The sequence below is a fragment of the Paraburkholderia lebeckiae genome (assembly GCF_014201005.1).
Lineage (GTDB): Bacteria > Pseudomonadota > Gammaproteobacteria > Burkholderiales > Burkholderiaceae > Paraburkholderia > Paraburkholderia tuberum.
On record NZ_JACHDK010000037.1, the window covers coordinates 3,642 to 25,507 of the forward strand.

Below are 21,866 nucleotides of genomic sequence, written 5' to 3' on the forward strand. Positions count from 1 at the left end.
AATATAAGCACTGGTGGTTTGCATAGCGATCGCAGTTATTCTGCGTTCCTTGCCGCGACAAAACCCTGCATGCAAGGTCGTTCATCGTCTTTCCGATCTACGAACTAGCAATATAAGCACTGGTGGTTTGCATAGCGATCGCAGTTATTCTGCGTTCCTTGCCGCGACAAAACCCTGCATGCAAGGTCGTTCATCGTCTTTCCGATTCGCTCGCGACGAGCGGCGGTAGCGGGCAGTCGAGCGTGTCGCAAACGGCGCGGAGCAGTTCTGCTTCACGGACGGTGACCTGATGGTCCGCCAGGATGCACGCCGCGCAGGCGGCGACGATCCGGCGCTTGATTGCCGGAACGGATTGATTGAGCGTTCGCAGGGCCGCATCGAACTCGATGAGGGAACGTTTCTCGGGGGGCGGCAAGCGGTGGGTGTGGTCGCCGCCGATGTAGCCGCGCATGCCGGTATCGAAAGCTCGGGCGGCCCGGTCGGGTTCCGGCTGGCCTTCCCATGCCAACAGCGCTAACACCGTCGCCACCGGCTGCGCCAGTTTTTGCGGCGAGCTGTGCAACGGACGCGTCTGTCGCTGCGGCAGGAACTGGGCGTCGAGATGGCGGTGCAGCACACAGCGGAGCGTGTACTCGTACAGGCTCAGCCGCTGGTCGGCGTTCATTAGCATCTCGACCTGGGCCCGAAAAGCCCGGTGCTGATCCGGCGACATCTGCCGCAGGGCCGGCAAGGCCAGGTCCAGCAGGGGCAGCCGATGCGTGTCGGGCAGTGCCTGAACAGGGACAACCAGCCGGGAGGCTTCCGTGAAGTCCTGCGGCTCAGCGCCGGCTCTCAGTTGGGTCAGTTGGAGTTCCCGCAGGTCCGCCCGCGGGTCCATGAGAAGAGCGTAGACGAGGGCGCGAGCACTGAACGGCTCCTGTGCGGCGACCCGGAGTACCTCGGGCATGCTGTCGTGCAGCTCGCGGGCGTAGTCAATCACTTCCGGGTCGATATGGCCGACCCGGGACGCCGGGTTGGAGGCTAACCCCAAGACCGGCATAGGCACCTGCGGCAGCCCCGGTAACGTTGGAACCCCGGCGAAAGGCGGGACGCGGCTGGGGCGGCGGTCTTCGAGTTCTTCCCGATCGACACCGACCGGTCGCACTTCCGGGAACTGGCCGTCGAACTGGGGATTGAGCCGGCGAATGCGCTCGACGAGGGGCGGGTGGGTGGCCAGCAGTCCGGCGAGTCCCTCGCCGGCGAAAGCGTTCGCGAAAAACATGTGACCAACCTCGGCGGCCCGGGGGGTGTCGACGCGCGACCCCTCGGCCAGCCCGCCGATCTTCTTGAGCGCCCCGCCAATCCCGTCGGGGTTTCGCGTGAACTGGACGGCGCTGGCGTCGGCCAGGTACTCGCGCTGCCGCGACACCGCTGCCATGATCAGCCGACCGAAGAACGCTCCCACCAGTCCCAGCATAAACACGCCCAGGCCCAGCAGCACCATGCCGCCGCGGGAATCCTGTCTTCCCGACGCGCGTCCGCGGGACGCGAACATGAGGCTGCGGCCGATGATGGACAACACCATGATCCCGAAGATCAGGCCCATCAGCCGGATGTTGAGCCGCATGTCGCCGTTGAGGATGTGGCTGAACTCGTGGGCGACCACACCCTGCAGCTCGTCGCGGGTCAGATAGTCGAGGCAGCCCTGGGAGACGGCGACCACAGCATCGCCCGGGGCGTAGCCGGCCGCGAAGGCATTGATGCCGGTCTCCGGCAGAACATATACGGGGGGCACGGGCACTCCCGCAGCGAGGGCCATCTCCTCGACGACGTTGAGGAGCCGCTTCTCCCGCGCGTCGGTGGTCGTGCCGGGCACCTCCTTGCCGCCCAACATCAAGGCGACGGCCTGCCCGCCGGAAGCGAGCTGCGCCACCTTGATCGCGCTGGCACCGCCGACCACAATGCCCACCCCCGGCGCCGCGATCAGGAGCATGTCAGGTTGCCACCAGGACACTGGCTCGTGAGCGCCATACATGCTGAGCGCCACCAACAGACCGTACACGAGGGCGATCAGAATCAGGATCGCGAGGACGAAATAGACCACCAGCTGGAAGCTCTTTCGCCGTGCCGAATCCTGCTGCTGAAAGGAATTGGTGGCCATGGTCGGCGCGGTTCTGGGTGCATGAGGCACACGGAGCCGTGGCGGTTCCGGGTTACCGGAACGACACCTTGGGCGCTGCGCGCTCGGCCTCTGCGGTTTCGAGTAGCGCCGCTTCCTTGAAACCAAACATGCCAGCCACCATGACGGCCGGGAAGACCTCGCGCCGGATGTTGTAGTCGGTGGCGGCGTCGTTGAAGGCTTGCCGGGCGAAGCCGATCTTGTTCTCGGTCGAGCTCAGTTCCTCCTGCAGGGCGAGCATGTTCTGGTTGGCCTTGAGGTCCGGGTACGCTTCGGATAGCGCGAAAAGCCGGCCCAGAGTGCCGCCCAGCTGCGCCTCGGCCTCGTTAAACCCCCTCATGGCCGCTGGGTCGCTGGGGTTGGCGGCGACTTTCTGCTCGGCTGCCATCGCGCTGTTGCGGGCCTTGATGACGGCGTCGAGCGTCTCCCTTTCGTGACCCATGTAGCCCTTGACCGCTTCGACCAGGTTCGGAATCAGTTCGTAGCGGCGTTTGAGCTGCACGTCGATCTGGGCGAAGGCGTTCGCGAAGCGGTTCCGGGCAACCACTAGCCCGTTGTAGATGCCCATCAGCCAGAGCGCGAGTAGCAGCGCGACGCCCAGGAGCACAAGCAGGGTGATGATGACGGGACTCATTGGCGCTGACCTCCGACGAGAGGACTGCTGGTTTGGACCATCGCGCGACTATTGGAAATAGGATAAGTGAAATGACATTTAATTCAATCAATTCGTGAAACTCTTATAAGAAAAAGCGTGCGAATTAGGCGTGCTGCATTAAGTCCTTTCATTCCAGATCTTGACTTCTTGTCGGCGGCAAAGGCTAGGGCTGAACTGCTGCCGTTTAAGACCGCCGTTGGAAGTGGTGACGCGTATTACCTCATCAGACCGGAAGATTCCGACAAAGCGGCGCAGATGCAGGAACTGTGCACCTTCCTGGAAGACAGGATGCCAAAACTCACCTATCCGGGTATCCAGTTCAAGACATTGAGCTCGCGCCTGAGCCTTCGGTCGACTCATTGAGACGATCAGGAAAGGGCGCTTCGTTACGCAGCTCGGGAGCCTCCCGAGGGGTAGCTGGCCAGCAATGCCGAGCAGCGCTCGCGCAGGAAGGCATTCAACGCGCGACGCATTGACGGCATCAACGTCGCAGGTCTCATCGAAGCGCATGCGCTGGTCGAGGCGGGCGACCTGATCGGCAAGGGTCGTCGTCGCTAACCACTGAACCCTTCTGAAAACGAGCATCAACATGACATCGCCAATCATCAGCACGACAACGATCAGCCTGGAAGCCGCGCAAGCACTGCTGGCAGAAGCACGCCGCGCATGCGCCGCGCGCGGGTTCGCCGCGACAATCGCAATTACCGATGCAGGCGGTCACCTGCGCGCGTTCGAGCGCTCGGATTCTGTCCCGTTCCTGACCGTTGACGTCGCCATCGACAAGGCATGGACCGCCGCGTCATTCGGCATCGCCACGCACCAATGGAATCAGTACATGGCCGAACCCACCGTTGCCCCGCTGGCGCACCATCCGCGGCTGACGCCGGTCGGCGGTGGCGTACCGATCTTCCACGAAGGGCGTCCGGTGGGTGGCATCGGTGTTTCTGGCGGAACATCGGTGCAAGACCATGAGGGCAGCGATGTGGAAGCGCAGTCGCTGCCGAAAAGTCTAGTCAACTCGACGCACATCCCGAAATCGCGCCCGCTTGCTTCTGTGTCCCCTCGGCAGATTCGAGACGTTTCCGAATACTGGCATTGCCCGTCATAAGTTCAGAGCCTGCTGAACAATAGTTGCACCATTTTGGCGCAAGGTGCCACGAGTGCCATCCTTCCGAGGGTTCCAGCAAGACGGGATCCGAGACCCTGACCTGGTGGATACCCTGAATCGGCGACATTTTCAGAAATTGCGCTTGCGCCAAAATTCGACTTCCCGCATCTTGTCTAGACAAGACGAAACCGCGATTGGCGCGCTACCGTAATGAAGTTTTCGGCAATCCAAGGAGTGTGGACATGCAGGCGAAGTGCAGATGGTTGGTCAAGAGTTTGATCGGTGCCGCGTTTGGAGCGGCGGCGCTTGCGGGCAACACCGCCGAGGCGAAGGACTGGACGACAGTGACGATCGCCCTCGAAGGCGGCTACGCGCCCTGGAACATGACGCTGCCGGGCGGCAAGCTGGGTGGCTTTGAACCCGAACTCGCCGCTAACCTGTGCGCGCGGGCGCAACTCAAGTGCAATCTCGTGGCGCAGGACTGGGACGGCATGATTCCCGGGTTGCAAGCCGGAAAGTTCGATGTTCTGATGGATGCGATCTCGATCACGCCAGAGCGCGAGAAGATCATTGCCTTCTCGAAGCCGTATGCGTCCACGCCGGCGACCTTCGCGGTCACCGACACGAAGATCCTGCCGAAGGCAACCGACACCCCGGCGCCGCTGAAGCTCGACACCGACGCCAAGTCGAACGCGCCCGCCGTCCAGGCGCTGCGCACGGCGCTCAAGGGCAAGACCATCGGCATTCAGTCGGGCACGGTCTATACGCGCTTCATCAACGAGAACTTCAAGGATGTCGCGTCGATCCGCGTCTACAAGACCTCGCCGGAACGCGATCTCGATCTGTCCAATGGCCGCATCGACGCGTCGTTCGACGATGTGACGTACTACGCCGCGAATGCCGACAAGAAGGAAGCGGTGCCGACGGTGACGGCCGGCCCGAAGATCAGCGGCCCGATCTGGGGGCCGGGCGAAGGCCTCGCGTTCCGCAAGCAGGACGCGGACCTGAAGGCGAAGTTCGACGCGGCGATAGCGTCGGCGATTACCGACGGGACTGTGAAGAAGCTTTCGGAGAAGTGGTTCAAGACCGATGTGACGCCCTGAGCGTCGCTCACAACGTGACCGCGCGCTTCGGCCTGATCCGGCTCGAAAGGCTGATGCCGCGCGGCTTGTTTCGCAGGCTTGGTTGAGGTGGCGTGATGGCTCTTTTCGAAATGCTCGGCTTCGGGACCGATGGCTGGGGCGGCCTGCTCCTGCTCGGTGCGTCCATGACGGTGGTGCTGACGCTTGCGGCGCTCGCGATCGGCGCGGTATTCGGCGCGCTCGTCGCAGCGGCGAAGCTCTCGCGCTTTCGCACGGCGCGCGTGATCGGCGACTTCTACACGACCGTCTTCCGCGGCGTGCCGGAACTGCTTGTCATCTATCTGTTCTACTTTGGCGGCTCGACGCTGGTGTCCTCGATCGGGCAGTGGTTCGGTGCCGACGGCTTCATCGGCGTGCCGCCGTTCGTGATTGGCGCGTTCGCGGTGGGCATGATTTCCGGCGCGTATCAGACGGAGGTCTATCGCGCCGCGGTGCTAGCTGTCTCGCGCGGCGAACTCGAAGCTGCGCGCGCGATCGGCATGCCGACGCTCACCATGGCCCGCCGCATCCTTATTCCCCAGGTGCTGCGATTCGCACTGCCGGGTATCGGCAATGTGTGGCAGTTGAGCCTCAAGGACTCGGCGCTGATCTCGGTCACCGGTCTCGTCGAATTGCTGCGTGCCAGCCAGGTCGCGGCGGGATCGACACACCAGTACTTCCTGTTCTTCGTCGTTGGCGGAGCGCTCTATCTCGCGATGACGGGCGTTTCGAACCGTGTGTTCGGCCGGGCGGAGACGATCGTCGGCCGCTCCTTCAAGCGCAACTTCGCGCGCAACTGACGCAAGGGCGGCCTAATCATGCATATCGATTTCGATTTTCTTCTCGACACGACGCGCCAGCTCGTTGCCGCCGTGCCGACCACGCTGAGCCTCTTTTTCACCTCGCTCGTGCTCGGCGGCCTGCTTTCGCTCGTGATCGTCACGATGCGCGTCTCGCCGCACTGGCTGCCTAACCGCTTCGCGCGCGCCTATATTCTCGTGTTCCGCGGCTCGCCGCTGCTGATCCAGATGTTTCTCGTCTACTACGGGCTCGGACAGTTCGGCGTGATCCGCGAAAGCTTCCTGTGGCCCGTGCTGCGCGAGCCCTACGTGTGCGCCGTGCTCTCGCTCGCGCTGTGCACGGCGGGCTACACCGCCGAGATCATCCGCGGCGGCCTGATGGCCGTGCCGGTCGGGCAGATCGAGGCGGGTCATGCAATCGGCCTGTCGGGCTTCGCTCTGCTGCGCCGCGTGATCGGCCCCATCGCGTTGCGGCAGTGCCTGCCCGCCTATTCGACTGAAGCCGTGCTGCTCGTCAAGTCGACGGCGCTCGCAAGCCTTGTCACCGTCTGGGAAGTGACTGGTGTCGCGCAACAGATCATTCAGCAGACCTATCGCACGACGGAGGTGTTCACGTGCGCTGCGCTGATCTATCTATGCCTGAATTTCCTCGTGGTGCGCCTCATCGGCCTCGTCGAGCGTCGCCTCTCGCGCCATCTGCGCGCCGCGCCCACCGTCGTGCGCCGTCCTGCCACGCAACTCGAAACCCGCCGCGTCGCGTCTTGATCGGCCCATCTTTCCGGAGAATCGTATGAACGCAGTCGCACCGGTCGCCCTGTCCGTGAGGAACATCCACAAGTCGTTCGGCGACCATCACGTGCTCAAGGGCATTTCGCTCGACGCCCACGAAGGCGACGTGATTTCGATCCTGGGTGCGAGCGGCTCGGGCAAGAGCACGTTCCTGCGCTGCCTGAACCTACTTGAGATGCCCGACGACGGCACCGTCGCGCTTGCCGGCGAAGCGCTGAAGATGAAGCGCCGCCGTGACGGCACGCTGCAACCGGGCGACCGCCGCCAGGTGGACCGCGTGCGCTCGCAGCTCGGCATGGTGTTCCAGAACTTCAACCTGTGGTCGCACATGACGGTGCTGGAGAACCTGATCGAAGGCCCGATGCGCGTGCAAAAGCGCAGCCGCGCCGAGGCGGTCGAGGAAGCCGAGGCGCTGCTCGCGAAGGTCGGCCTCGCCGACAAGCGCGGCCACTATCCCGCACATCTCTCGGGCGGCCAGCAGCAGCGCGTGGCAATCGCGCGCGCACTCGCCATGCATCCGAAGGTGATGCTGTTCGACGAGCCAACTTCGGCGCTCGATCCCGAACTCGTGGGCGAAGTGCTACGCGTAATGCGCACGCTTGCCGACGAGGGCCGCACGATGCTCGTCGTCACGCACGAGATGGGCTTCGCGAAACACGTTTCCAATCGCGTGATGTTCCTGCATCAGGGCCAGGTCGATTCGGACGGCACGCCCGCGGAGGTATTCGGCGAACTGAAGTCGGAGCGCTTCCGCCAGTTCGTGTCGAGCCATCAGGACCGCAACGCACATTGATCCATCGTCGGGGTTCATCATGACCGTCATCCGTACCGGAAGCCCGCTGGACTGGCGCGAAGTCTGCGCCGTCGCGGCAGGCGCACCGCTCGAGCTTTCCGCGCAAGCGCGCGAGCGCATTGGCGCCGCGCGCGCGCTCGTTGAGCAGATCATCGCGCGCGGCATGCGCGCCTATGGCGTGAACACCGGGGTCGGCGCGTTGTGCGACGTGGTGGTGTCGCCGGCCGAACAGCACGCGCTTTCGCACAACATTTTGATGAGCCACGCGGTGGGCGTCGGCGCGTCGCTCGGCGCGCAGGAGACGCGCGCGATCATGGCCGCAGCCATCAACAATTACGCGCACGGGCATTCGGGCGTGCGCGTCGAACTCGTCGAGCGGCTCGTCGCGCTGCTCCAGGCCGATTGCCTGCCCGAAGTGCCCGCGCTCGGTTCGGTCGGCTATCTGAGCCACATGGCGCATATCGCACTCGTGTGCGTCGGCGCGGGGCACGTGAAGTGGCGTGGTGAGCGCATCAGCGGCGCCGAGGCGCTGCGCCGGCTGGGGCTCGAACCCTTGTCGCTCGAAGCGAAAGAAGGCTTGAGCCTCGTGAACGGCACGCCGTGCGTGACCGGGCTCGCGGCGCTCGCGCTGCAACGCGCGCACCGGCTGCTCGACTGGGCTGACGCCGTGGCGGCGATGAGCTTCGAGAATCTCGGCGGGCAGATGGTGGCGTTCGACGCGGGCTCGCTCGCGTATCGCGTCTCACCGGGCCTTGCGCAGGTCGGCGCGCGCATGCGCGCAGCGCTGCTTGGCAGCGGCCTGCTGGCGGCGGCACTCGGACGGCGTACGCAGGATCCGCTCAGCATGCGCACGATTCCGCATGTGCACGGTGCGGCGCGCGATGTGCTGGTTGCGACGGCCGAAGTCGTGAACCGCGAACTCGCCTCGACGACTGACAATCCGATCATCGCCGGCACGCCCGAGGAGCCGCGCGTGTTCTCGCAGGCGCACGCCGTCGGCGCGTCGATCGCGCTCGCCATGGACAGCCTCGCGGCTGCGGTCGCGCAGGTGGCCGCGATGGCGGAGCGGCGTCTCGATCGTCTCGTCAATCCGCTCGTGAGCGGGTTGCCCGCGTTTCTCGCGCAAGCGAGCGGCACGCGCTCGGGCTTCATGATCGCGCAATACACGGCGGCGGCGCTGGTCGCGCAGAACCGCCGCGAGGCCGCGCCCGCGAGCCTCGACGGCGGTGTGACGTCCGGCTTGCAGGAAGATCACCTTTGCCACGCCACGCCGGCCGCGCTCAAGGCGCTTGCCGTCATCGACAACAGCGGCCGCATATTTGGCATTGAACTGCTTGCCGCGGTTCAGGCATACGACCTGCAGCCTATCGCGGCCGAGCGCGCGCCGTATACGCAGGCGTTGTATAGCCAGGTTCGCGCTGTCTTGCCGACCTACCGTGACGACCGTCCGCTTGCGGACGACATGACACGCGCATTCCACATGATCATGGATGATGGTCCGCCGTCGTTGCCCGGCCCGCTGACGGTCCGGCCCTCACGGGATTTCTGCATTCCGGCACCAACGGACTCCGTGGCGGGCAGCGCGGCGGCCTCGGCGAACGATGCTTTGCCCGGGGCGGTCGGTACTTGAGGCTGGCGTCGCGCGGCGCGCGCAAATCGTTCACGGTGCAACCAGGACAGTCAAGACTGAGGCGGCGCAGGCGGGTGGAGAGGCGAAGCGGTTGAAGCTGCAGCGCAAGCTTGCGCCAGCATACGAACAGATAAAGCGCTATGTAATCGAGCGCATAGCCGATGGCACTTGGAAGCCTGGAGACCCAATCCCTTCGGAAACCGGAGATCGGGGGCGACACAGTAATCGATTCACCTTCACTATTTGCGCCAGAACCAGTCGCTGTACGTTCTGTCCGCCGTTGCCGTCTCGTCCGCATCAAAATTCGCCGCCGCTTGGCAATACAGATTTTTCTCTGCTTATACTCACTGTCACCTGAACGGCTCACGCCCAGGTCCCACGCTGCACGCCGACAAAAAGCCACGACGTCAGTCGACAACACGGCACGCGACTCACGTTTCGCAACCGCAGTTCTTACATATCAGGTGGGACCTCTTATGCTAAATCGTGCTTTTGGTGCAGCGATTTCATCGTTGCTCGTGGCAGGCGCGGCAGTTGCACCGGCCATCGCGCATGCCGACGACAGCTTCGCGCAGGACGACGGCGGGTCGCACGGCCGTCCGGTCAAGGTGATGATCATTTCGATGTTCGGTCCGGAAGGCCAGGTGTGGCTCGATCATCTCGGACCGTGGCGGGACATCTCCGTCGCGGGCCTGTCCCCTGACTACCCGGCCGTACACTGCAATCGCCAGGAGGTCTGCGTGATGACGACGGGCATGGGGCACGCGAATGCCGCCGCGTCGATCATGGCGCTGACGTTCTCGCCGCGTTTCGACTTGCGTCATACGTACTTCATGGTGGCGGGCATCGCTGGTATTGATCCGCTTCAGGGCACCGTCGGTTCCGCTGCGTGGGCGAACTGGCTCGTCGATTTCGGGATTCAATGGGAAATCGACGGACGCGAAATTCCGCCGGGCTGGAATACCGGCTATCTCGGCATCAACACGACGGGCCCGACGCAGAAGCCGCCGCTCGACTATCGCACCGAAGTGTTCCAGCTCAATCCGGCGCTTTCGAACGCGGCATTCGCGCTGTCGCGCAACGTGACGCTCACCGACGACGCACAGGCGCAGGCAGCCCGCGCCAAATACAACTATGCGCCCGCGAACCGTCCGCCGACCGTGATCCAGTGCGACACGCTGGCGGGCGATACCTGGTGGTCGGGCACCGATCTCGGCGAGCGCGCGCGGCAATGGACGAAGATCCTGACCGACGGCAAGGGCACCTATTGCACGACGCAGCAGGAAGACAACGCCACCTTCGAGGCGCTGACGCGCGCGGCGACCGTGCATCGCGTTGACCTGAACCGTGTCGCGGTGCTGCGCGCTGGCTCGGACTTCGACCGGCCGTACGCGGGCCAGTCGAGCGCGGACAATCTGCTCAACTACTCGTCGCAGGGCGGCTTCACGATCGCGATCGACAATCTGTTCCTCACGGGCAATCCGCTCGTGCAGGACATCGTTACGCATTGGGGCGAGTGGCGCGACGGCGTACCGCAGCGGTAGCGCGTTTGCGGCGTGGTGGAGGGTACCGCGTGCCGGTCTGCACAGCGATCGTGTCCACCGTTGTCGTCTGCTGCCGCGGCGCGAGCGGTGGCCACGCATACGCCAACGCAGACCGGTGGTGTGCTCGGAGCACCGGCATGCGACCTCACGGGATCTGACCGCGCCATCTCAGCATTTGTGCTCCTACCTCACTGGAAAAGTGCGCGCGAGGGTCGGTCAGCAACGTGCTCCGCTCATGCTCGTTCCGGTGAGCGCCGCTGGCTTCCTCGATCGCCCGCGTGAGTTTGCGAGGCGCAGGGCTTTCACTATCGAGTCATGCGAGGATGCTGTCCGTCTCTCAGCGTGGAGGTACGTTCGGGTGGTCTGATCCGGCGAACGGCCGCAACTGCGCAAGGCCCGAACTGAGCCTTGCGGGCGGGGTGGCTGCGGCGGCCGCTGCGCGGGCGGTGGCGGCTCCGCGCGCGGCATGATGCGAACATAAGGCCGCGATGCGCCATGCTCATCGGCGTCCCCAGAACCTGCGCTGCACCTGCATCACTTCTTCCTCGACCTCGGCCACGGGCCCAACCAGTTCAATGCGCTTCTGGCAATGGTCGAAGACATACCGCGACGACACACTCATCGTCGCATTTTCTGCATGATTGCCCGTGGCTTGCAGCAGGCGCTCTTCCGTCATTGCAAACACCACCCGCCCAATGTTGGCCCAATATGCCGTGCCTGCGCACATGCAACATGGCTCAACCGTCGTATAGAGCGTGCAACCCCACAAGAATTGCGGCGTAAAGTTGAGCGCGGCGATACGCGCGAGCACCGCTTCCGCATGATTGACGGAATCGACATTGCCCTGTTCTATTAGAACCGACTCCTGATCAGGCCCGACGAGTATGGCGCCAAACGGGTGACGGCCCAACAGCATCGCACGTTCTGCGATAACGCTTGCATGACGCAAATGGCGGACGATCTGCTCGCGTGTCGGCGCGAGCCCCTGCTCAGGGAGCTCCGACGCGTTCTGCTTCGGGGAAATGGTAAGGCTCAAAGTGTGTCTCCTCCACGTTGGCTCAGTTACTTCGGTAACGTGCCCTCGACCCCCTGCACGAACCAGTTGAGCCGCAGCAACTCGGCGTCGGGCAGCGACGTGCCGGCTGCCACCTTGATCGCGCCATTCTGATCCCTGATCGGTCCGGAGAACGGATCGAATCTGCCAGCGATAATGTCGTCGCGCTTTTGCGCCAGCGCCTTTTGCGCGGCAGGGGATACGGCTGCAGTGTTGATGTCAGCGAGGTCGATTGCTTTTTCCTTGAGACCCCACCACGTCGGCGCGTTGGTCCACGTGCCGGATTGCACCTGTTCGATCAGGTGAGAGTAGTAGACGCCCCAGTAGCTCACGCATGCGCCCAGTTGGGCATTCGGGCCGAACTTCTTCATGTCCGAGTCCCAACCGAACGCGTGCACTTTCTTCTGCTCGGCAGTCTGCATTGTCGCCGTCGAATCGGTGTTCTGGATCAGCACGTCGGCTCCCTGGCCAATCAGCGTTTCGGCCGCCTGTTTCTCCTTGCCTGGATCGAACCAGCTATTGATCCATATGACCCTTACCTTCGCATTCGGATTGATCGAACGCGCACCCATTGTGAAGGCGTTAATGTTGCGCACCACTTCCGGGACCGGCACCGAGGCGACGAACCCGAGCGTATTCGTCTTCGTCGTATAGCCGGCGACGAGCCCAGCCAGATAGGCGCTCTGGTACGTGCGCACGTCATAGGTCGCAAAGTTCGTGGCCTTCTTGTATCCGGTCGCATGCTCGAAGACGACGTCGGGATAATCCTTTGCAGTCTTCAGTTCGAAGTCCTGGAATCCGAAGCTCGAGCCCACGATAATCTTGTTGCCCTTGTTCGCGAGGTCGCGAAACACGCGCTCCGAGTCGGCGGATTCGGGTACGTTCTCGACGCGCGTGACCTTGATCTTGTCACCGAACCTCGCTTCGATCGCCTTCACACCCTGTTCGTGTGCGTAGGTCCAGCCAGCGTCACCGGGGTTGCCGAGGTAGACGAACGCGACGCCCATCGGCACCGCGGCGGTGGCAGTGGGGCTCAACGCGACATAGATGCCAAGCGCGGCTAAAAGCGTAACCGCAGGGCGCAGTGAGCGCACCACCGCGCGAGCGAAGTTTGTTCTCATGGAGTCTCCGAAGATGGGGAACTGGAAGGAGACGACGCCAGTCGGCAGACGACTGGCTGCGTCGCGTCAGCGATGATGGTGAGTCAATATCAAGGCCGAAATATTGATTCGTTATGTGTTGTATAACGGAACAGATATGAAGCCATTGGGAAATTGGGCTGCGGATCGCGGAGTTCGAATAGGACCGCGCCAAAGCAGGGGCACTACGCCGCGGCAGGGCGATCGCTATTGTTGGCCGCGAGCGTCGGACACCATCGCTCGAAGCATGATCGCAACTGCTCATTCAGGACAGGTGGCCGCCTGCAATCGAAGACACCGGTTGGTTGGATGACGAACCGTCAACGCCTCCCATAGTGCTTCTGTGGACACCACTAGCGGAAATCGCGAGCTGCAACAACGGACATGCTCCGCACGGCTGTGCCGCCCGGAGCAAAGCCGTGAAACATCTACTCCGCGTGCCCGCAATAGGTGCGATGCACCAACAGCAGGCGCATCGGGCACGTCAAAGGGGCCGGCGTTTGAGCGCAGGCGCCCTGACTATTCGTCGCCACCGGGTGCGGTCTCGCGGAGTGCCTGATGGCACATGTATTGCTGTGTTGAAAGTGTCGGGCCAACGGTGGCCCAATCAAACGAAGACCCCGCAAAAACGGCGGGTAATTGATCATGCGGGGCAACGGCGTCCCGAAGTGACACTGTGGGCATGGTTTCCATGTCCGGTGCGCTTCGGGACGCTTTTTTGTTTGCCCGAAGGGGGCACCACGCTTCGCCTCGCATATCGGACCATTCTCGGGATCGGGTGCGTTACTCATGATGAACAAGCGGGACCTTACAGATACGGTATCGGGGGAAATCGTTGGTGAACTCATCAATCTCGCGGGCCGGCAGCGCATGCTCTCGCAGCGCATCGTGCTACACGTTCTGCTGAGCGTCCGTGGCGAAGCGGCGGCGCTTGCCGTCACACGGACGTGCCTCGCGACGTTTGCGCAGGCGCACGCCCAGCTAGTCGATGGCGACGATCGTTTACCCGGCGCGTTCTCGGACGCCCTACGCACCCTCTATTTTGGCTCGCAGAGGGCCGACGAGCGCATTCGTGGCTTCATGAGACTCGCAGCGGACGCCATCGAAGCGCTCGAACGGAATCCCCAGCCGGTTTGTGTACTCCGCGACGAAGCCGTTGGCCGGCTCACCGACGAAGCCTCTCCGCTGCTGGATCTTCTGCAGGCCATTACGCAGGCATATCAGGACGAAATGCAGAGTGTCGAGACGGCGGCGCGCCGGCGTCAGTTAGCCGTCGTCGACGAACTGGCAGCGATCTCCATGCGTGCAAACATCGTCGCGCTGAATGCGCGCGTTGCTGCCGCGCGCGCGGGGCAGTTCGGACGCGAATTCGCCGTGATTACGGGGGAACTGGCGCACGTGATCGGCGAAATGGACAACCTGGTGCAAAGCGCAGTCGGCGCACGCAGAGGTGTCGATGCCAGGGACGGCGCGGTAGCGCTTCGCCGAGGGCGAATCGACGGAGCCGGAATTCAACGCATGCATAGCCGTTACACGGGTTGAAATCCATTTACCCTGGAACCCTGGAGAGCCTTGTTCTTGTCGATGCACCGTTCAACAATTGACGTCGCCGACCAAGCGAGGATAGGGCCGCTGCCAGCCGAGCCGGATGGTTGGCTCTTTTGCGATAAGCGGAATTGTTCCTGAAGCGGAGGCGCGCGCCACGCGCACAAAGTATCCCTGAAATTAACGGACGTCACCGACAGGCGAACAACGCTAGTCATCGTTCGTCAGGAGAACTGCGAAACGGCGTGTCGATTCGAACGTGGAAAACGCAATGACCAGGCCGACCGTGATCGGCACTGCGAGGAAGGCGCCCGCGATGCCCCAGATCGACGACCACACCGCCAGATTGATCAGGATCACCGCGGGGCTCAGGTTCAGTGAGCCGCCCATCAGCCACGGGTCGAGGAGATGGCCGACCACGAAGTTCGCGAGCGTGAGCGAGATGAACAGCACGATCGCCGCGTTCCACTGGCCGAACTGCAGCGCGGCGAGCAGCGTCGGCACCGCGACCGAGATCCACGAGCCCGCATACGGGATGAAGTTCAGTAGGCCGGCCAGCACCGCCCAAAGCTCCGCGAATTCGAGTCCGACGAGCCGCATGCAGATCCAGCTCGCGATGCCAAGGATCGCGCCGAGCAGGGTCTTCATCGCGAGATAGACGCCGATCTTCGAGTTGATCTCGTCGATTACCGACACGATCCGCGTCGAGTCGCCCGCGAAGTTCACGAGCTTGCGGCGGTATTTCGCGTGCTCGATGAGAAAGAACGTCGCATAAAGCAGCACGACGATGATCGCCGCGAGCAGCGACGACACCGACGACAGCGTGGCGGTTATGATCGCCTGCACGTTGACGCTCGCTAACAGATCGCGGCGGATCGCAGCCCAGTTGGCCTCCGTTTCGATGTGGAGCAGCGCGGCGAACTTCGTAAACAGTACGAGCAGCGTCGCCTCGTACTTCGGCGCGACGGCCATCAGCCGGTCCCTGTCGGACAGCAGCAGGTCGACCGACAGGTAGACCGTGAAGAGCATCAGCGTCGCAGCGATCGCGTGGCGCAGGCCGTCCCGCAGGCGTGGACCGAGGTAGGGAATGCGGCGCAGCAGGTTGGCGAGACCGAAGACCACGTACGTCGCGATGATGCCGAACGCAATTGGCACCAGGACGGGACGGCCGACATACAGTCCCCACCCGAGCAGTGTGGCGAGCACGGCCGCACATGTGCATTTCAGCAGACCCAGGTTCATGCGTTTCCTCGCGAGCAGCGCTGCCTGGCGGGTTGTGGGCCGCCGCGTCAGTCGCAGCGGGACTTTTCGTCGGATAGCGTCGGGTCGGTGGTGCGGCGCTTGCGCCGTCCTCGCCACAGCAGGCTCACGACGAGCGCGACGACACCCGCGCCGATCACGATCGCCATCGCAGCCGGCAGGTGCGAGCGGACCCACGGCACGTTGCCGAAAAAATACCCGGGACCCGCGAGTGAGCATATCCAGATCACCGCGCCGCCGGTCGCGAAGCGCACGAAGCGGCGAAACGGCATCTTCGTCGCGCCGGCGAGCGCGGGCGCGACGGCCCGGACGATTGCGATGAACGGAGAGTACAGCAGCAGCGCGGCGCCGTGACGTACGTAGAGCGCGCGCGTTCGCGCAGTCACCTTGTCGATCCAGCCACTGCGCTTCGGGTTCCATACCGACGCGACGGCACGTGCCAGCGCATAGTTGAACACTTTTCCTGCAACCGCGGCCGCGACCAGCAACGGCGCGAGCCACACAGGCTGCAGCACGCCGACGGCAGCGAGCGCGCCGGACAGGAACAGGAGCATGTCCGCGGGCAGAATGACGAGCGGCAGTACGCCGACACTGCAGAAGACGATCGCCCCGAGGATTGCGTAGGCCAACGGCCCATGCTGGACCAGCAGCGCTTCGAGGTCCTGGTCCAGTTGCAAGACGAATTGCACGAACGTGGCCATGTGTGCCGGCTACGTGTCCGTTGGTGGAGGGGGAAGTATAGCGGCAAGCGCGCAGCAGTCCCGCACTGTGTGGCTGGCGGGCGCAATCGCGTTGCGCATCTTGACGTCGCGAGCAACCGGCCACGGCCGTATGGTCGCATCTTTCGCGCGTTTCTCAACGCCGGGCGCTGCCGGCGACGGAAACTGTCGGGGCAATGCTTTCGTGCCGGCCGTCCCGCCGTTCGTGTGCAGTCGCATCGCGAGATTTTGCTAGTACGCCAACTTTACCGAGTAGGGTGAAAGCCGCGCAGACAGGGCCGCGCCGAAGTCAGAGCCCATGCCTTGCCGCGCGCTTCCCGATGACACGAGATGGTCATACGCGATGGCGCGCAGCCGTTAGCACTCGACGTAAGAGCGACCTGTGGTCCGCACCGGTCTCACGGTTCCGATCCTATAAATCCAGCCAATTCCTCGGGTTTTCCCAAGGGGAATGCTTCCTTAATGTGATCGAGAAAGGCGGAAACGCGAGGGCTTAGCAAGCGCCGCGAAGGATAAAGCGCCCATAGTGCGATGTCAGGGCCATCCAGGTCACCCCAATGCGTAAGCCTGCCGGCTGCGATGTCATGGCTCACAAGCGACAGCGGCAGGCTAGCGGCACCCACGCCGAGACGGACCGTATCGCGGACCATGATCAACGACGACAGGTAAGCAACCGGCTTGATCGATATGCGCGATTTTCCCTTCAGGCCTGTGACATCCCACGAAGCAATCCGATCATGCTCTCCGCGAAGGACAGCCGGAACACTCGACTCGTCCGCCGGTCGCGCCAAGCCCGGGCTAGCCACGACGACCAGCCGGTCGCGCAGGAATACCCGGCCGATCAGGCTCTCGTCAGGATCGGGGTTGACCCGGATCACCAGGTCGTACCCTTCCTCGACCATATCGACGGGGCGATCTTCCGTCGTCACTTCCAGTCGGATCTCGGGATATTTCAGCGCGAACGTGGCGACCAGCTTACCCATTGCGATCTGAGAAAAGAGCGCCGGCGCGCTGATACGCAGTCGACCGCGCGGTTGTTCGCTACCGGATGTGATGGCAGCGGCGCTCTCGGTAAGCTCGGCGAGGAGGGCACCGGTCCGCTCGTAAAGGGCACGTCCTTCCTGCGTGAGTTTCAATCCGCGCGGTCCACGTTCAAACAGCCTGAGACGAAGGCTGTTTTCGAGTTCGCTGACCCTGCGCGAGAGCGTGGCCTTCGGACGCTCCGTCGCACGAGCGGCCTCGCCGAAGCTCCCGTGACGGGCGACCAGGTTGAAATCAGCGAGAGCAAGAAGATCCATGCGTTCCACCAGTGAGATACCCTGTCTCCTTATAGCATCTTCCGGACCGGACATGGATCACTTACCTTGGAGGCATCCCAGCCAACCTAAGGAGTAACACCATGACTATCCTCGTTACCGGCGCGACCGGCCGTGTCGGCCGCCAGGTCGTCAATCAGCTTGCCACCCGCGGAGCCGACGTGCGCGTGCTCGTGCGCGATCCTTCGAAGGCCGACTTTCCTGCCGGAGTGGCTGTCGTGCAGGGCGACATGCTCGATATCGACTCCCTGCGCAGAGCGTTCGCCGGCGCCCGCACACTGTTCCTGCTTAACGCCGTGGCAGGCGACGAATTCACCCAGGCGCTCATCACGCTCAACGTTGCTCGCGAGTCTGGCGTCGAGCGCGTGGTCTACCTGTCGGTCATGCACGCCGAGCGCTTCGTGAACGTGCCGCATTTTGCTGTGAAGTCCAGCGCTGAGCGAATGATCGAACAGATGGGCTTCAGCGCCACTATCCTGCGTCCGGCGTACTTCATGGATAACGAGCTGATGATCAAGGACGTTGTGGTCAATCATGGCGTCTACCCGGTGCCCATTGGCAGCAAGGGAGTCGCGATGGTCGACACCCGCGACATTGCGGAGGTCGCGGCGATCGAACTGCTGCGTCGGGATCAGGCGCCGGGCAAACTGCCGGTCGAAGTCATCAACCTCGTTGGGCCTGACACGTTGACGGGTTCGGAACTGGCCTCCATCTGGTCAGAGCTTCTTGGCCGTACGGTTGCCTACGGCGGGGACGATCCCGCCCAATTCGAGCAGAATCTGGCGAACTTCCTGCCAAAGTGGATGGCGTATGAAATGCGCCTGATGGCCGAGCGCTACGTCAGCGACGGCATGGTGCCGGAGGCCGGCGATGTCGAGCGACTCGTCAGCATTCTGGGCCGCCCGCTGCACTCGTACCGCGACTTCGCCGCCGGTCTCGCTGGCTGAGCTTCGAACCCCCGTCCTTGGCTGAGCAATATTAGAGGAGGATTGGAACGGCATCGGAACGGGGTGTCCTGGAGGCGGACGTCAGTGTCGCACGGGTGCGAAAGAGCTTTGGCGTTCAAGTGGATACGGATCCTCTACCGCTGCTGGCAAACTCGGACACTGTACGACGAGAGCGTCTATCTGAATGCATTGAGGAAGCGCGGCTCGCCTCTCCTTGTAAGCCTCGCACTTCCCCCTCGAAATACTTGACGGACGGACTCAGGGCGTGAAGCGGTCATCCAGCTTTCTACAAAGCAGCCCGTCAAGTTTGCGATCCGAGGATCGCCTTCGGCGGATAGCTCGCTAGCACGACAGAAGTGGTCACGGGCCCGAATCTGGCAAGCGCGTCGATTGCGGTTTCGAGCTGGGCCATCTCTTCAACCACAATCCGAACGATGAAGCAGTCTTCACCAGTGATCCGGTGCGCCTCGACGATCTCAGGCATTGCTTCGAAGGCGCTCAGGCAACGCTTAATCTCAGCGTGGGTGGTGCGGATTCGCACGATCGCCGCAATGCCCCGACCGACGAGGTCGGGATTTATCCGCGCCGCGTAGCCCTCGATGACTCCCCGCTCCTCGAGGCTCCTGATGCGGGCGGTGACAGCCGGCTGAGAAAGCCCGATCTGCTTCCCAAGTTCCGTGTTGGTGACACGTGCATTGCGCTGAAGCACCTCCAGAATCCGCCAGTCGAGCCTGTCCAACGTTACCGGCTTAGTTTTCATTTGTGAGCACCCTCAAGCGCCGTCAATTCGTTTGTGTATGACCATCAATCCATTTGTTTTGCGATGTTGCCTGAATTCGCGGGCTTTTACACTGGATGCTCATTCACCCATGGAGATCTGGTAGATGGACTACCCCGTTTTTGTTGTTCCTGGCATCGGCAGCTCCGGTCCATTGCACTGGCAGAGCGTATGGCAAGCCGCGTATCCAGATTGGCAACGCCTCGCAGTCGCGGACTGGGATTACGTCGTCTGCAATGACTGGGTATCGGCGCTAGAAGGGCAGCTAGCGGCAAACGCGAGGGAAACTGTCATAGTCGCGCACAGCCTCGGATGTCTCGCCGTGGTCCATTGGGCTGTCCGGTATGCGCGGACGATTCGCGGCGCACTGCTCGTGGCCGTGCCGGACCCGGCATCGCCGGCATTTCCCCGCGTAGCCGCGAGCGGATTCGCGCCTTTGCCATCCGAGCGGTTGCCATTTCCGACCACCGTCGTATCCAGCATCAACGACCCGTATGGCAGCTTTGACCACGCACGTGCCTGCGCAATGGCATGGGGCAGCGAACTCGTCGAAGTTGGAGCAAAGGGACATCTCAACGCGGACAGCAACCTGGGCGATTGGCCCGAAGGTTTTCAATTGCTGATGAAGATGAACGACGCTTGATCCGGTTCCCAACCGCCAGCGTCCCCACTCCAGCGTGCGAAGTCGGATCGCTTACGCATTCTCTTTGCCACAGTTTGACTTGCATGGCGGCCGTACAAGGATTCGCGTCGGTGGGAAATGCGTCAGCGTCATGGTGGGATCATTTCAGCTTGAAGGCGATGAATGACTTGTCGTCGGCGAGCGTCACCGGCGCCCTCGCCGTTCTGTCCAGACGCGCTCAGATCCGCCAGCGCCGCTGTCCGCTTACCAAATCAATTTGCTCTGACATAATGGCGAACAAAAAATAAGCAGTCGCTTCCAATCAAACAAGAACTATTCATAGAGAGAGCAGACACTATTATGACGGATTCGTTACGTCGCAAGCACAATGCGAAAACAACGGGGGTTTCACGTGTATCACTAACGAAACGCTCCGCCTGCATCGCGGCTGGCGCTTTGCTGCTGACACTGGCTGCCTGCGGCGGCGACGTTACGCCGAGTAGTCAATCGGCCACATCTCCAACGACGCCCCAGACATCACCAACGTCACCACCGGCGGCACCCAGCAATCCAGCGGCGCCGTCCACCCCTTCAGCGTCAACCTTCACAGTCGGCGGCACAGTGGCAGGCATGCCGAGCGGCGTATCGCTCCAACTTAGTAATGGCAGCAGCGATGCCGTAACGATTTCCGCCAATGGGTCATTTGCGTTTCCAACAGCACTGTCCAGCGGTGCCACGTATTCGGTGACCGTCGCAGTTCAGCCCGCTGGCGAGACGTGCGTCGTGACGAGTGGTGGGGGTGTGGTCGCGGCATCCAACGTCACAACGATTGCGGTCAACTGCGAGCAGACGGAATTTGCGCTTGTGCCGAACCGCGCGGACGGGACCACATCGGTCTATCGAATCGACCCCACGACCGGTGCGCTCAATCCGGTGCCGGGTAGCCCGTTTCCCACCGGATCGGAGCCCAATGACATCACGGTCTCCGGGAACATTGCATATATCGCGCAACTTGGGTCAAACACGGTACAAGGTTTCGCCATTAATCCGTCTACCGGCGCGCTCACTGCTCTTTCCGGCGCCGTCGCAGTGGGGCTAGCTCCGGCATCGATCGTCAGTGATCTATCTGGCAAGTTCGTCTACGTGGCGGACACGGGAAGTGACACAGTGACGACGTTGAGCATCGATCCAACAACTCATGCGCTCACAACAATCGGTACCACCACAATCGGAGACGTACCGACAGCCCTGGCCATCTCTCCTACCGGGCAGTCACTGTATGTTGGAGACTGGAACAGCAACTCCGTTTCGAGTTTCACGATCAATGCGGCGACCGGTGCACTGACGGCGGCGCCCGGCAGCCCTAGCTTTGTCGGCTCTCAGCCAGTCGCAATCGCTGTCGCGCCATCTGGGCAGTACGTCTATACAATCCTCAGTGGGGGCAATGTAGTCGCGATGCAGAGCGCAGACCCGTCGACAGGTCAATTGGGCTTGAGTTCCTTCTGGGTAGGCGCTGGCCTCTCCTCCATGGCCATTGCGCCGTCGGGAAAGTTCGCCTATGCGGGCGAGATAAGCGGCAACACGATTCAGACATTCGACTTCCTCCCAACGAACGGCTTTCTAATGTCCACAGGCATTCAGATATCGTCAGGCTCTGAAGCAGAACATATCACCATCGATCCGACCGGACGATGGCTGTACGCGCCAACAGTTTCAGGGACGATTGCCGCATTTACGATTGACGCAAACACGGGAGCATTGACGGCGGTCCCGGGCAGCCAGGTTCCAACCGACAACGGGCCGACAACGCTTATAGTCGCGCGACCGGTGCCTTGAAAGCCTTGAGCCTACTGGCGGCGATCGACGCCGCCAGTCGCTTCGCGCTCAC

The 21,866-nt window shown here is 62.7% G+C and carries 20 protein-coding genes and 2 pseudogenes; 13 read left to right on the forward strand and 9 right to left on the reverse strand.

Features of this window, described 5'->3' with window-relative positions:
* Nucleotides 1-190: 190 nt before the first annotated feature.
* The 3 genes from HDG39_RS32805 to HDG39_RS32815 all read right to left on the reverse strand — a co-directional run bounded on the left by HDG39_RS32805 (nucleotide 191) and on the right by HDG39_RS32815 (nucleotide 3,404).
* Nucleotides 191-2,140 (reverse strand): M48 family metallopeptidase, encoded by a 1,950-nt coding sequence (locus HDG39_RS32805; protein ID WP_184012198.1) that lies wholly within the window; start codon nucleotides 2,138-2,140, stop codon nucleotides 191-193.
* A 52-nt stretch (nucleotides 2,141-2,192) separates the two neighbouring features.
* Nucleotides 2,193-2,792: a LemA family protein gene (locus tag HDG39_RS32810; RefSeq protein ID WP_184012200.1), complete on the reverse strand. Its 600-nt coding sequence runs from the start codon at nucleotides 2,790-2,792 to the stop codon at nucleotides 2,193-2,195.
* A 138-nt stretch (nucleotides 2,793-2,930) separates the two neighbouring features.
* The gene (locus HDG39_RS32815; RefSeq protein WP_184012202.1) at nucleotides 2,931-3,404 is read right to left on the reverse strand and encodes a hypothetical protein; all 474 of its coding nucleotides are present in this window, start codon (nucleotides 3,402-3,404) and stop codon (nucleotides 2,931-2,933) included.
* Between HDG39_RS32815 and HDG39_RS32820 the strand changes: the two genes are divergently transcribed.
* The 8 genes and pseudogenes from HDG39_RS32820 (at nucleotide 3,403) to HDG39_RS32850 (ending at nucleotide 10,598) form a co-directional block, all read left to right on the forward strand.
* Nucleotides 3,403-3,921 carry a GlcG/HbpS family heme-binding protein gene (locus HDG39_RS32820; RefSeq protein ID WP_184012204.1) on the forward strand — a complete coding sequence of 173 codons (519 nt, stop codon included), beginning with the start codon at nucleotides 3,403-3,405 and terminating at the stop codon, nucleotides 3,919-3,921. The two genes, HDG39_RS32815 and HDG39_RS32820, sit on opposite strands and share 2 nt — an antisense overlap.
* Nucleotides 3,922-4,163: 242 nt before the next feature.
* Nucleotides 4,164-5,024, forward strand: coding sequence for a transporter substrate-binding domain-containing protein (locus HDG39_RS32825; RefSeq protein ID WP_184012206.1), 861 nt, complete (start codon nucleotides 4,164-4,166; stop codon nucleotides 5,022-5,024).
* Nucleotides 5,025-5,119: 95 nt separating this feature from the next.
* Nucleotides 5,120-5,842: an ABC transporter permease gene (locus HDG39_RS32830; RefSeq protein ID WP_184012208.1), complete on the forward strand. Its 723-nt coding sequence runs from the start codon at nucleotides 5,120-5,122 to the stop codon at nucleotides 5,840-5,842.
* An 18-nt stretch (nucleotides 5,843-5,860) separates the two neighbouring features.
* Nucleotides 5,861-6,607: an ABC transporter permease gene (locus HDG39_RS32835; protein ID WP_184012210.1), complete on the forward strand. Its 747-nt coding sequence runs from the start codon at nucleotides 5,861-5,863 to the stop codon at nucleotides 6,605-6,607.
* A 25-nt stretch (nucleotides 6,608-6,632) separates the two neighbouring features.
* Entirely contained in the window at nucleotides 6,633-7,424 is a 792-nt protein-coding gene (locus HDG39_RS32840) for an ABC transporter ATP-binding protein (RefSeq protein WP_184012212.1), read from the forward strand.
* 19 nt (nucleotides 7,425-7,443) lie between these two features.
* A complete protein-coding gene (locus HDG39_RS32845) occupies nucleotides 7,444-9,054 on the forward strand; it encodes an HAL/PAL/TAL family ammonia-lyase (RefSeq protein ID WP_184012215.1) in 1,611 nt (536 codons plus the stop codon).
* Nucleotides 9,055-9,145: 91 nt separating this feature from the next.
* Nucleotides 9,146-9,256: pseudogene (locus HDG39_RS35450) on the forward strand (histidine utilization repressor); the annotation flags it as partial.
* A 274-nt stretch (nucleotides 9,257-9,530) separates the two neighbouring features.
* Nucleotides 9,531-10,598, forward strand: a complete 1,068-nt coding sequence (locus HDG39_RS32850) for a purine-nucleoside phosphorylase (protein WP_184012217.1) — start codon at nucleotides 9,531-9,533, stop codon at nucleotides 10,596-10,598.
* Nucleotides 10,599-11,097: 499 nt separating this feature from the next.
* Here HDG39_RS32850 and HDG39_RS32855 read toward each other — a convergent pair whose 3' ends face one another.
* Both HDG39_RS32855 and HDG39_RS32860 read right to left on the reverse strand, forming a co-directional pair.
* Nucleotides 11,098-11,634 carry a nucleoside deaminase gene (locus HDG39_RS32855; protein WP_018422327.1) on the reverse strand — a complete coding sequence of 179 codons (537 nt, stop codon included), beginning with the start codon at nucleotides 11,632-11,634 and terminating at the stop codon, nucleotides 11,098-11,100.
* A gap of 26 nt (nucleotides 11,635-11,660) precedes the next feature.
* Nucleotides 11,661-12,773, reverse strand: coding sequence for a BMP family ABC transporter substrate-binding protein (locus HDG39_RS32860; protein WP_184012219.1), 1,113 nt, complete (start codon nucleotides 12,771-12,773; stop codon nucleotides 11,661-11,663).
* Between the two features lie 807 nt (nucleotides 12,774-13,580).
* On the opposite strand from HDG39_RS32860, the gene HDG39_RS35740 reads away from it, so the two are divergent.
* Nucleotides 13,581-14,333 (forward strand): type IV pili methyl-accepting chemotaxis transducer N-terminal domain-containing protein, encoded by a 753-nt coding sequence (locus HDG39_RS35740; RefSeq protein ID WP_184012220.1) that lies wholly within the window; start codon nucleotides 13,581-13,583, stop codon nucleotides 14,331-14,333.
* Nucleotides 14,334-14,546: 213 nt separating this feature from the next.
* On the opposite strand, the gene HDG39_RS32870 is transcribed toward HDG39_RS35740, so the two are convergent.
* The 3 genes from HDG39_RS32870 to HDG39_RS32880 all read right to left on the reverse strand — a co-directional run bounded on the left by HDG39_RS32870 (nucleotide 14,547) and on the right by HDG39_RS32880 (nucleotide 17,613).
* Nucleotides 14,547-15,578, reverse strand: coding sequence for an AI-2E family transporter (locus tag HDG39_RS32870; RefSeq protein WP_184012222.1), 1,032 nt, complete (start codon nucleotides 15,576-15,578; stop codon nucleotides 14,547-14,549).
* Nucleotides 15,579-15,625: 47 nt separating this feature from the next.
* Nucleotides 15,626-16,297, reverse strand: a complete 672-nt coding sequence (locus HDG39_RS32875) for a DedA family protein (RefSeq protein WP_184012224.1) — start codon at nucleotides 16,295-16,297, stop codon at nucleotides 15,626-15,628.
* Between the two features lie 416 nt (nucleotides 16,298-16,713).
* Nucleotides 16,714-17,613, reverse strand: coding sequence for a LysR family transcriptional regulator (locus HDG39_RS32880; RefSeq protein ID WP_184012226.1), 900 nt, complete (start codon nucleotides 17,611-17,613; stop codon nucleotides 16,714-16,716).
* 101 nt (nucleotides 17,614-17,714) lie between these two features.
* Here HDG39_RS32880 and HDG39_RS32885 point away from each other — a divergent pair, with 101 nt between their 5' ends.
* Together HDG39_RS32885 and HDG39_RS32890 are read left to right on the forward strand one after the other, a co-directional pair.
* Nucleotides 17,715-18,578: an SDR family oxidoreductase gene (locus tag HDG39_RS32885; protein ID WP_184012228.1), complete on the forward strand. Its 864-nt coding sequence runs from the start codon at nucleotides 17,715-17,717 to the stop codon at nucleotides 18,576-18,578.
* Between the two features lie 102 nt (nucleotides 18,579-18,680).
* A pseudogene (locus HDG39_RS32890) lies at nucleotides 18,681-18,827 on the forward strand (IS110 family transposase); the annotation flags it as partial.
* A 52-nt stretch (nucleotides 18,828-18,879) separates the two neighbouring features.
* On the opposite strand, the gene HDG39_RS32895 reads toward HDG39_RS32890, so the two are convergent.
* On the reverse strand, nucleotides 18,880-19,338 hold the full coding sequence (locus HDG39_RS32895) for an Lrp/AsnC family transcriptional regulator (protein ID WP_184012230.1): 459 nt from the start codon (nucleotides 19,336-19,338) through the stop codon (nucleotides 18,880-18,882).
* 124 nt (nucleotides 19,339-19,462) lie between these two features.
* On the opposite strand from HDG39_RS32895, the gene HDG39_RS32900 reads away from it, so the two are divergent.
* Nucleotides 19,463-19,999, forward strand: coding sequence for an RBBP9/YdeN family alpha/beta hydrolase (locus tag HDG39_RS32900; RefSeq protein ID WP_184012232.1), 537 nt, complete (start codon nucleotides 19,463-19,465; stop codon nucleotides 19,997-19,999).
* A gap of 609 nt (nucleotides 20,000-20,608) precedes the next feature.
* The gene (locus HDG39_RS32905; RefSeq protein ID WP_184012234.1) at nucleotides 20,609-21,814 is read left to right on the forward strand and encodes a lactonase family protein; all 1,206 of its coding nucleotides are present in this window, start codon (nucleotides 20,609-20,611) and stop codon (nucleotides 21,812-21,814) included.
* The last annotated feature ends 52 nt before the right edge of the window (nucleotides 21,815-21,866 follow it).

Excerpts from the sequence above, each read along its gene's own strand:
- HDG39_RS32870 (WP_184012222.1), bottom strand. The coding sequence starts at position 15,578 with ATGAACCTGGGTCTGCTGAAATGCACATGTGCGGCCGTGCTCGCCACA.
- HDG39_RS35740 (WP_184012220.1), top strand. The coding sequence starts at position 13,581 with ATGATGAACAAGCGGGACCTTACAGATACGGTATCGGGGGAAATCGTT.
- HDG39_RS32835 (WP_184012210.1), top strand. The coding sequence starts at position 5,861 with ATGCATATCGATTTCGATTTTCTTCTCGACACGACGCGCCAGCTCGTT.
- HDG39_RS32850 (WP_184012217.1), top strand. The coding sequence starts at position 9,531 with ATGCTAAATCGTGCTTTTGGTGCAGCGATTTCATCGTTGCTCGTGGCA.
- HDG39_RS32820 (WP_184012204.1), top strand. The coding sequence starts at position 3,403 with ATGACATCGCCAATCATCAGCACGACAACGATCAGCCTGGAAGCCGCG.
- HDG39_RS32885 (WP_184012228.1), top strand. The coding sequence starts at position 17,715 with ATGACTATCCTCGTTACCGGCGCGACCGGCCGTGTCGGCCGCCAGGTC.
- HDG39_RS32845 (WP_184012215.1), top strand. The coding sequence starts at position 7,444 with ATGACCGTCATCCGTACCGGAAGCCCGCTGGACTGGCGCGAAGTCTGC.
- HDG39_RS32900 (WP_184012232.1), top strand. The coding sequence starts at position 19,463 with ATGGACTACCCCGTTTTTGTTGTTCCTGGCATCGGCAGCTCCGGTCCA.
- HDG39_RS32880 (WP_184012226.1), bottom strand. The coding sequence starts at position 17,613 with ATGGATCTTCTTGCTCTCGCTGATTTCAACCTGGTCGCCCGTCACGGG.
- HDG39_RS32825 (WP_184012206.1), top strand. The coding sequence starts at position 4,164 with ATGCAGGCGAAGTGCAGATGGTTGGTCAAGAGTTTGATCGGTGCCGCG.
- HDG39_RS32840 (WP_184012212.1), top strand. The coding sequence starts at position 6,633 with ATGAACGCAGTCGCACCGGTCGCCCTGTCCGTGAGGAACATCCACAAG.
- HDG39_RS32830 (WP_184012208.1), top strand. The coding sequence starts at position 5,120 with ATGGCTCTTTTCGAAATGCTCGGCTTCGGGACCGATGGCTGGGGCGGC.
- HDG39_RS32810 (WP_184012200.1), bottom strand. The coding sequence starts at position 2,792 with ATGAGTCCCGTCATCATCACCCTGCTTGTGCTCCTGGGCGTCGCGCTG.
- HDG39_RS32895 (WP_184012230.1), bottom strand. The coding sequence starts at position 19,338 with ATGAAAACTAAGCCGGTAACGTTGGACAGGCTCGACTGGCGGATTCTG.
- HDG39_RS32905 (WP_184012234.1), top strand. The coding sequence starts at position 20,609 with ATGCCGAGCGGCGTATCGCTCCAACTTAGTAATGGCAGCAGCGATGCC.
- HDG39_RS32860 (WP_184012219.1), bottom strand. The coding sequence starts at position 12,773 with ATGAGAACAAACTTCGCTCGCGCGGTGGTGCGCTCACTGCGCCCTGCG.
- HDG39_RS32805 (WP_184012198.1), bottom strand. The coding sequence starts at position 2,140 with ATGGCCACCAATTCCTTTCAGCAGCAGGATTCGGCACGGCGAAAGAGC.
- HDG39_RS32815 (WP_184012202.1), bottom strand. The coding sequence starts at position 3,404 with ATGTTGATGCTCGTTTTCAGAAGGGTTCAGTGGTTAGCGACGACGACC.
- HDG39_RS32875 (WP_184012224.1), bottom strand. The coding sequence starts at position 16,297 with ATGGCCACGTTCGTGCAATTCGTCTTGCAACTGGACCAGGACCTCGAA.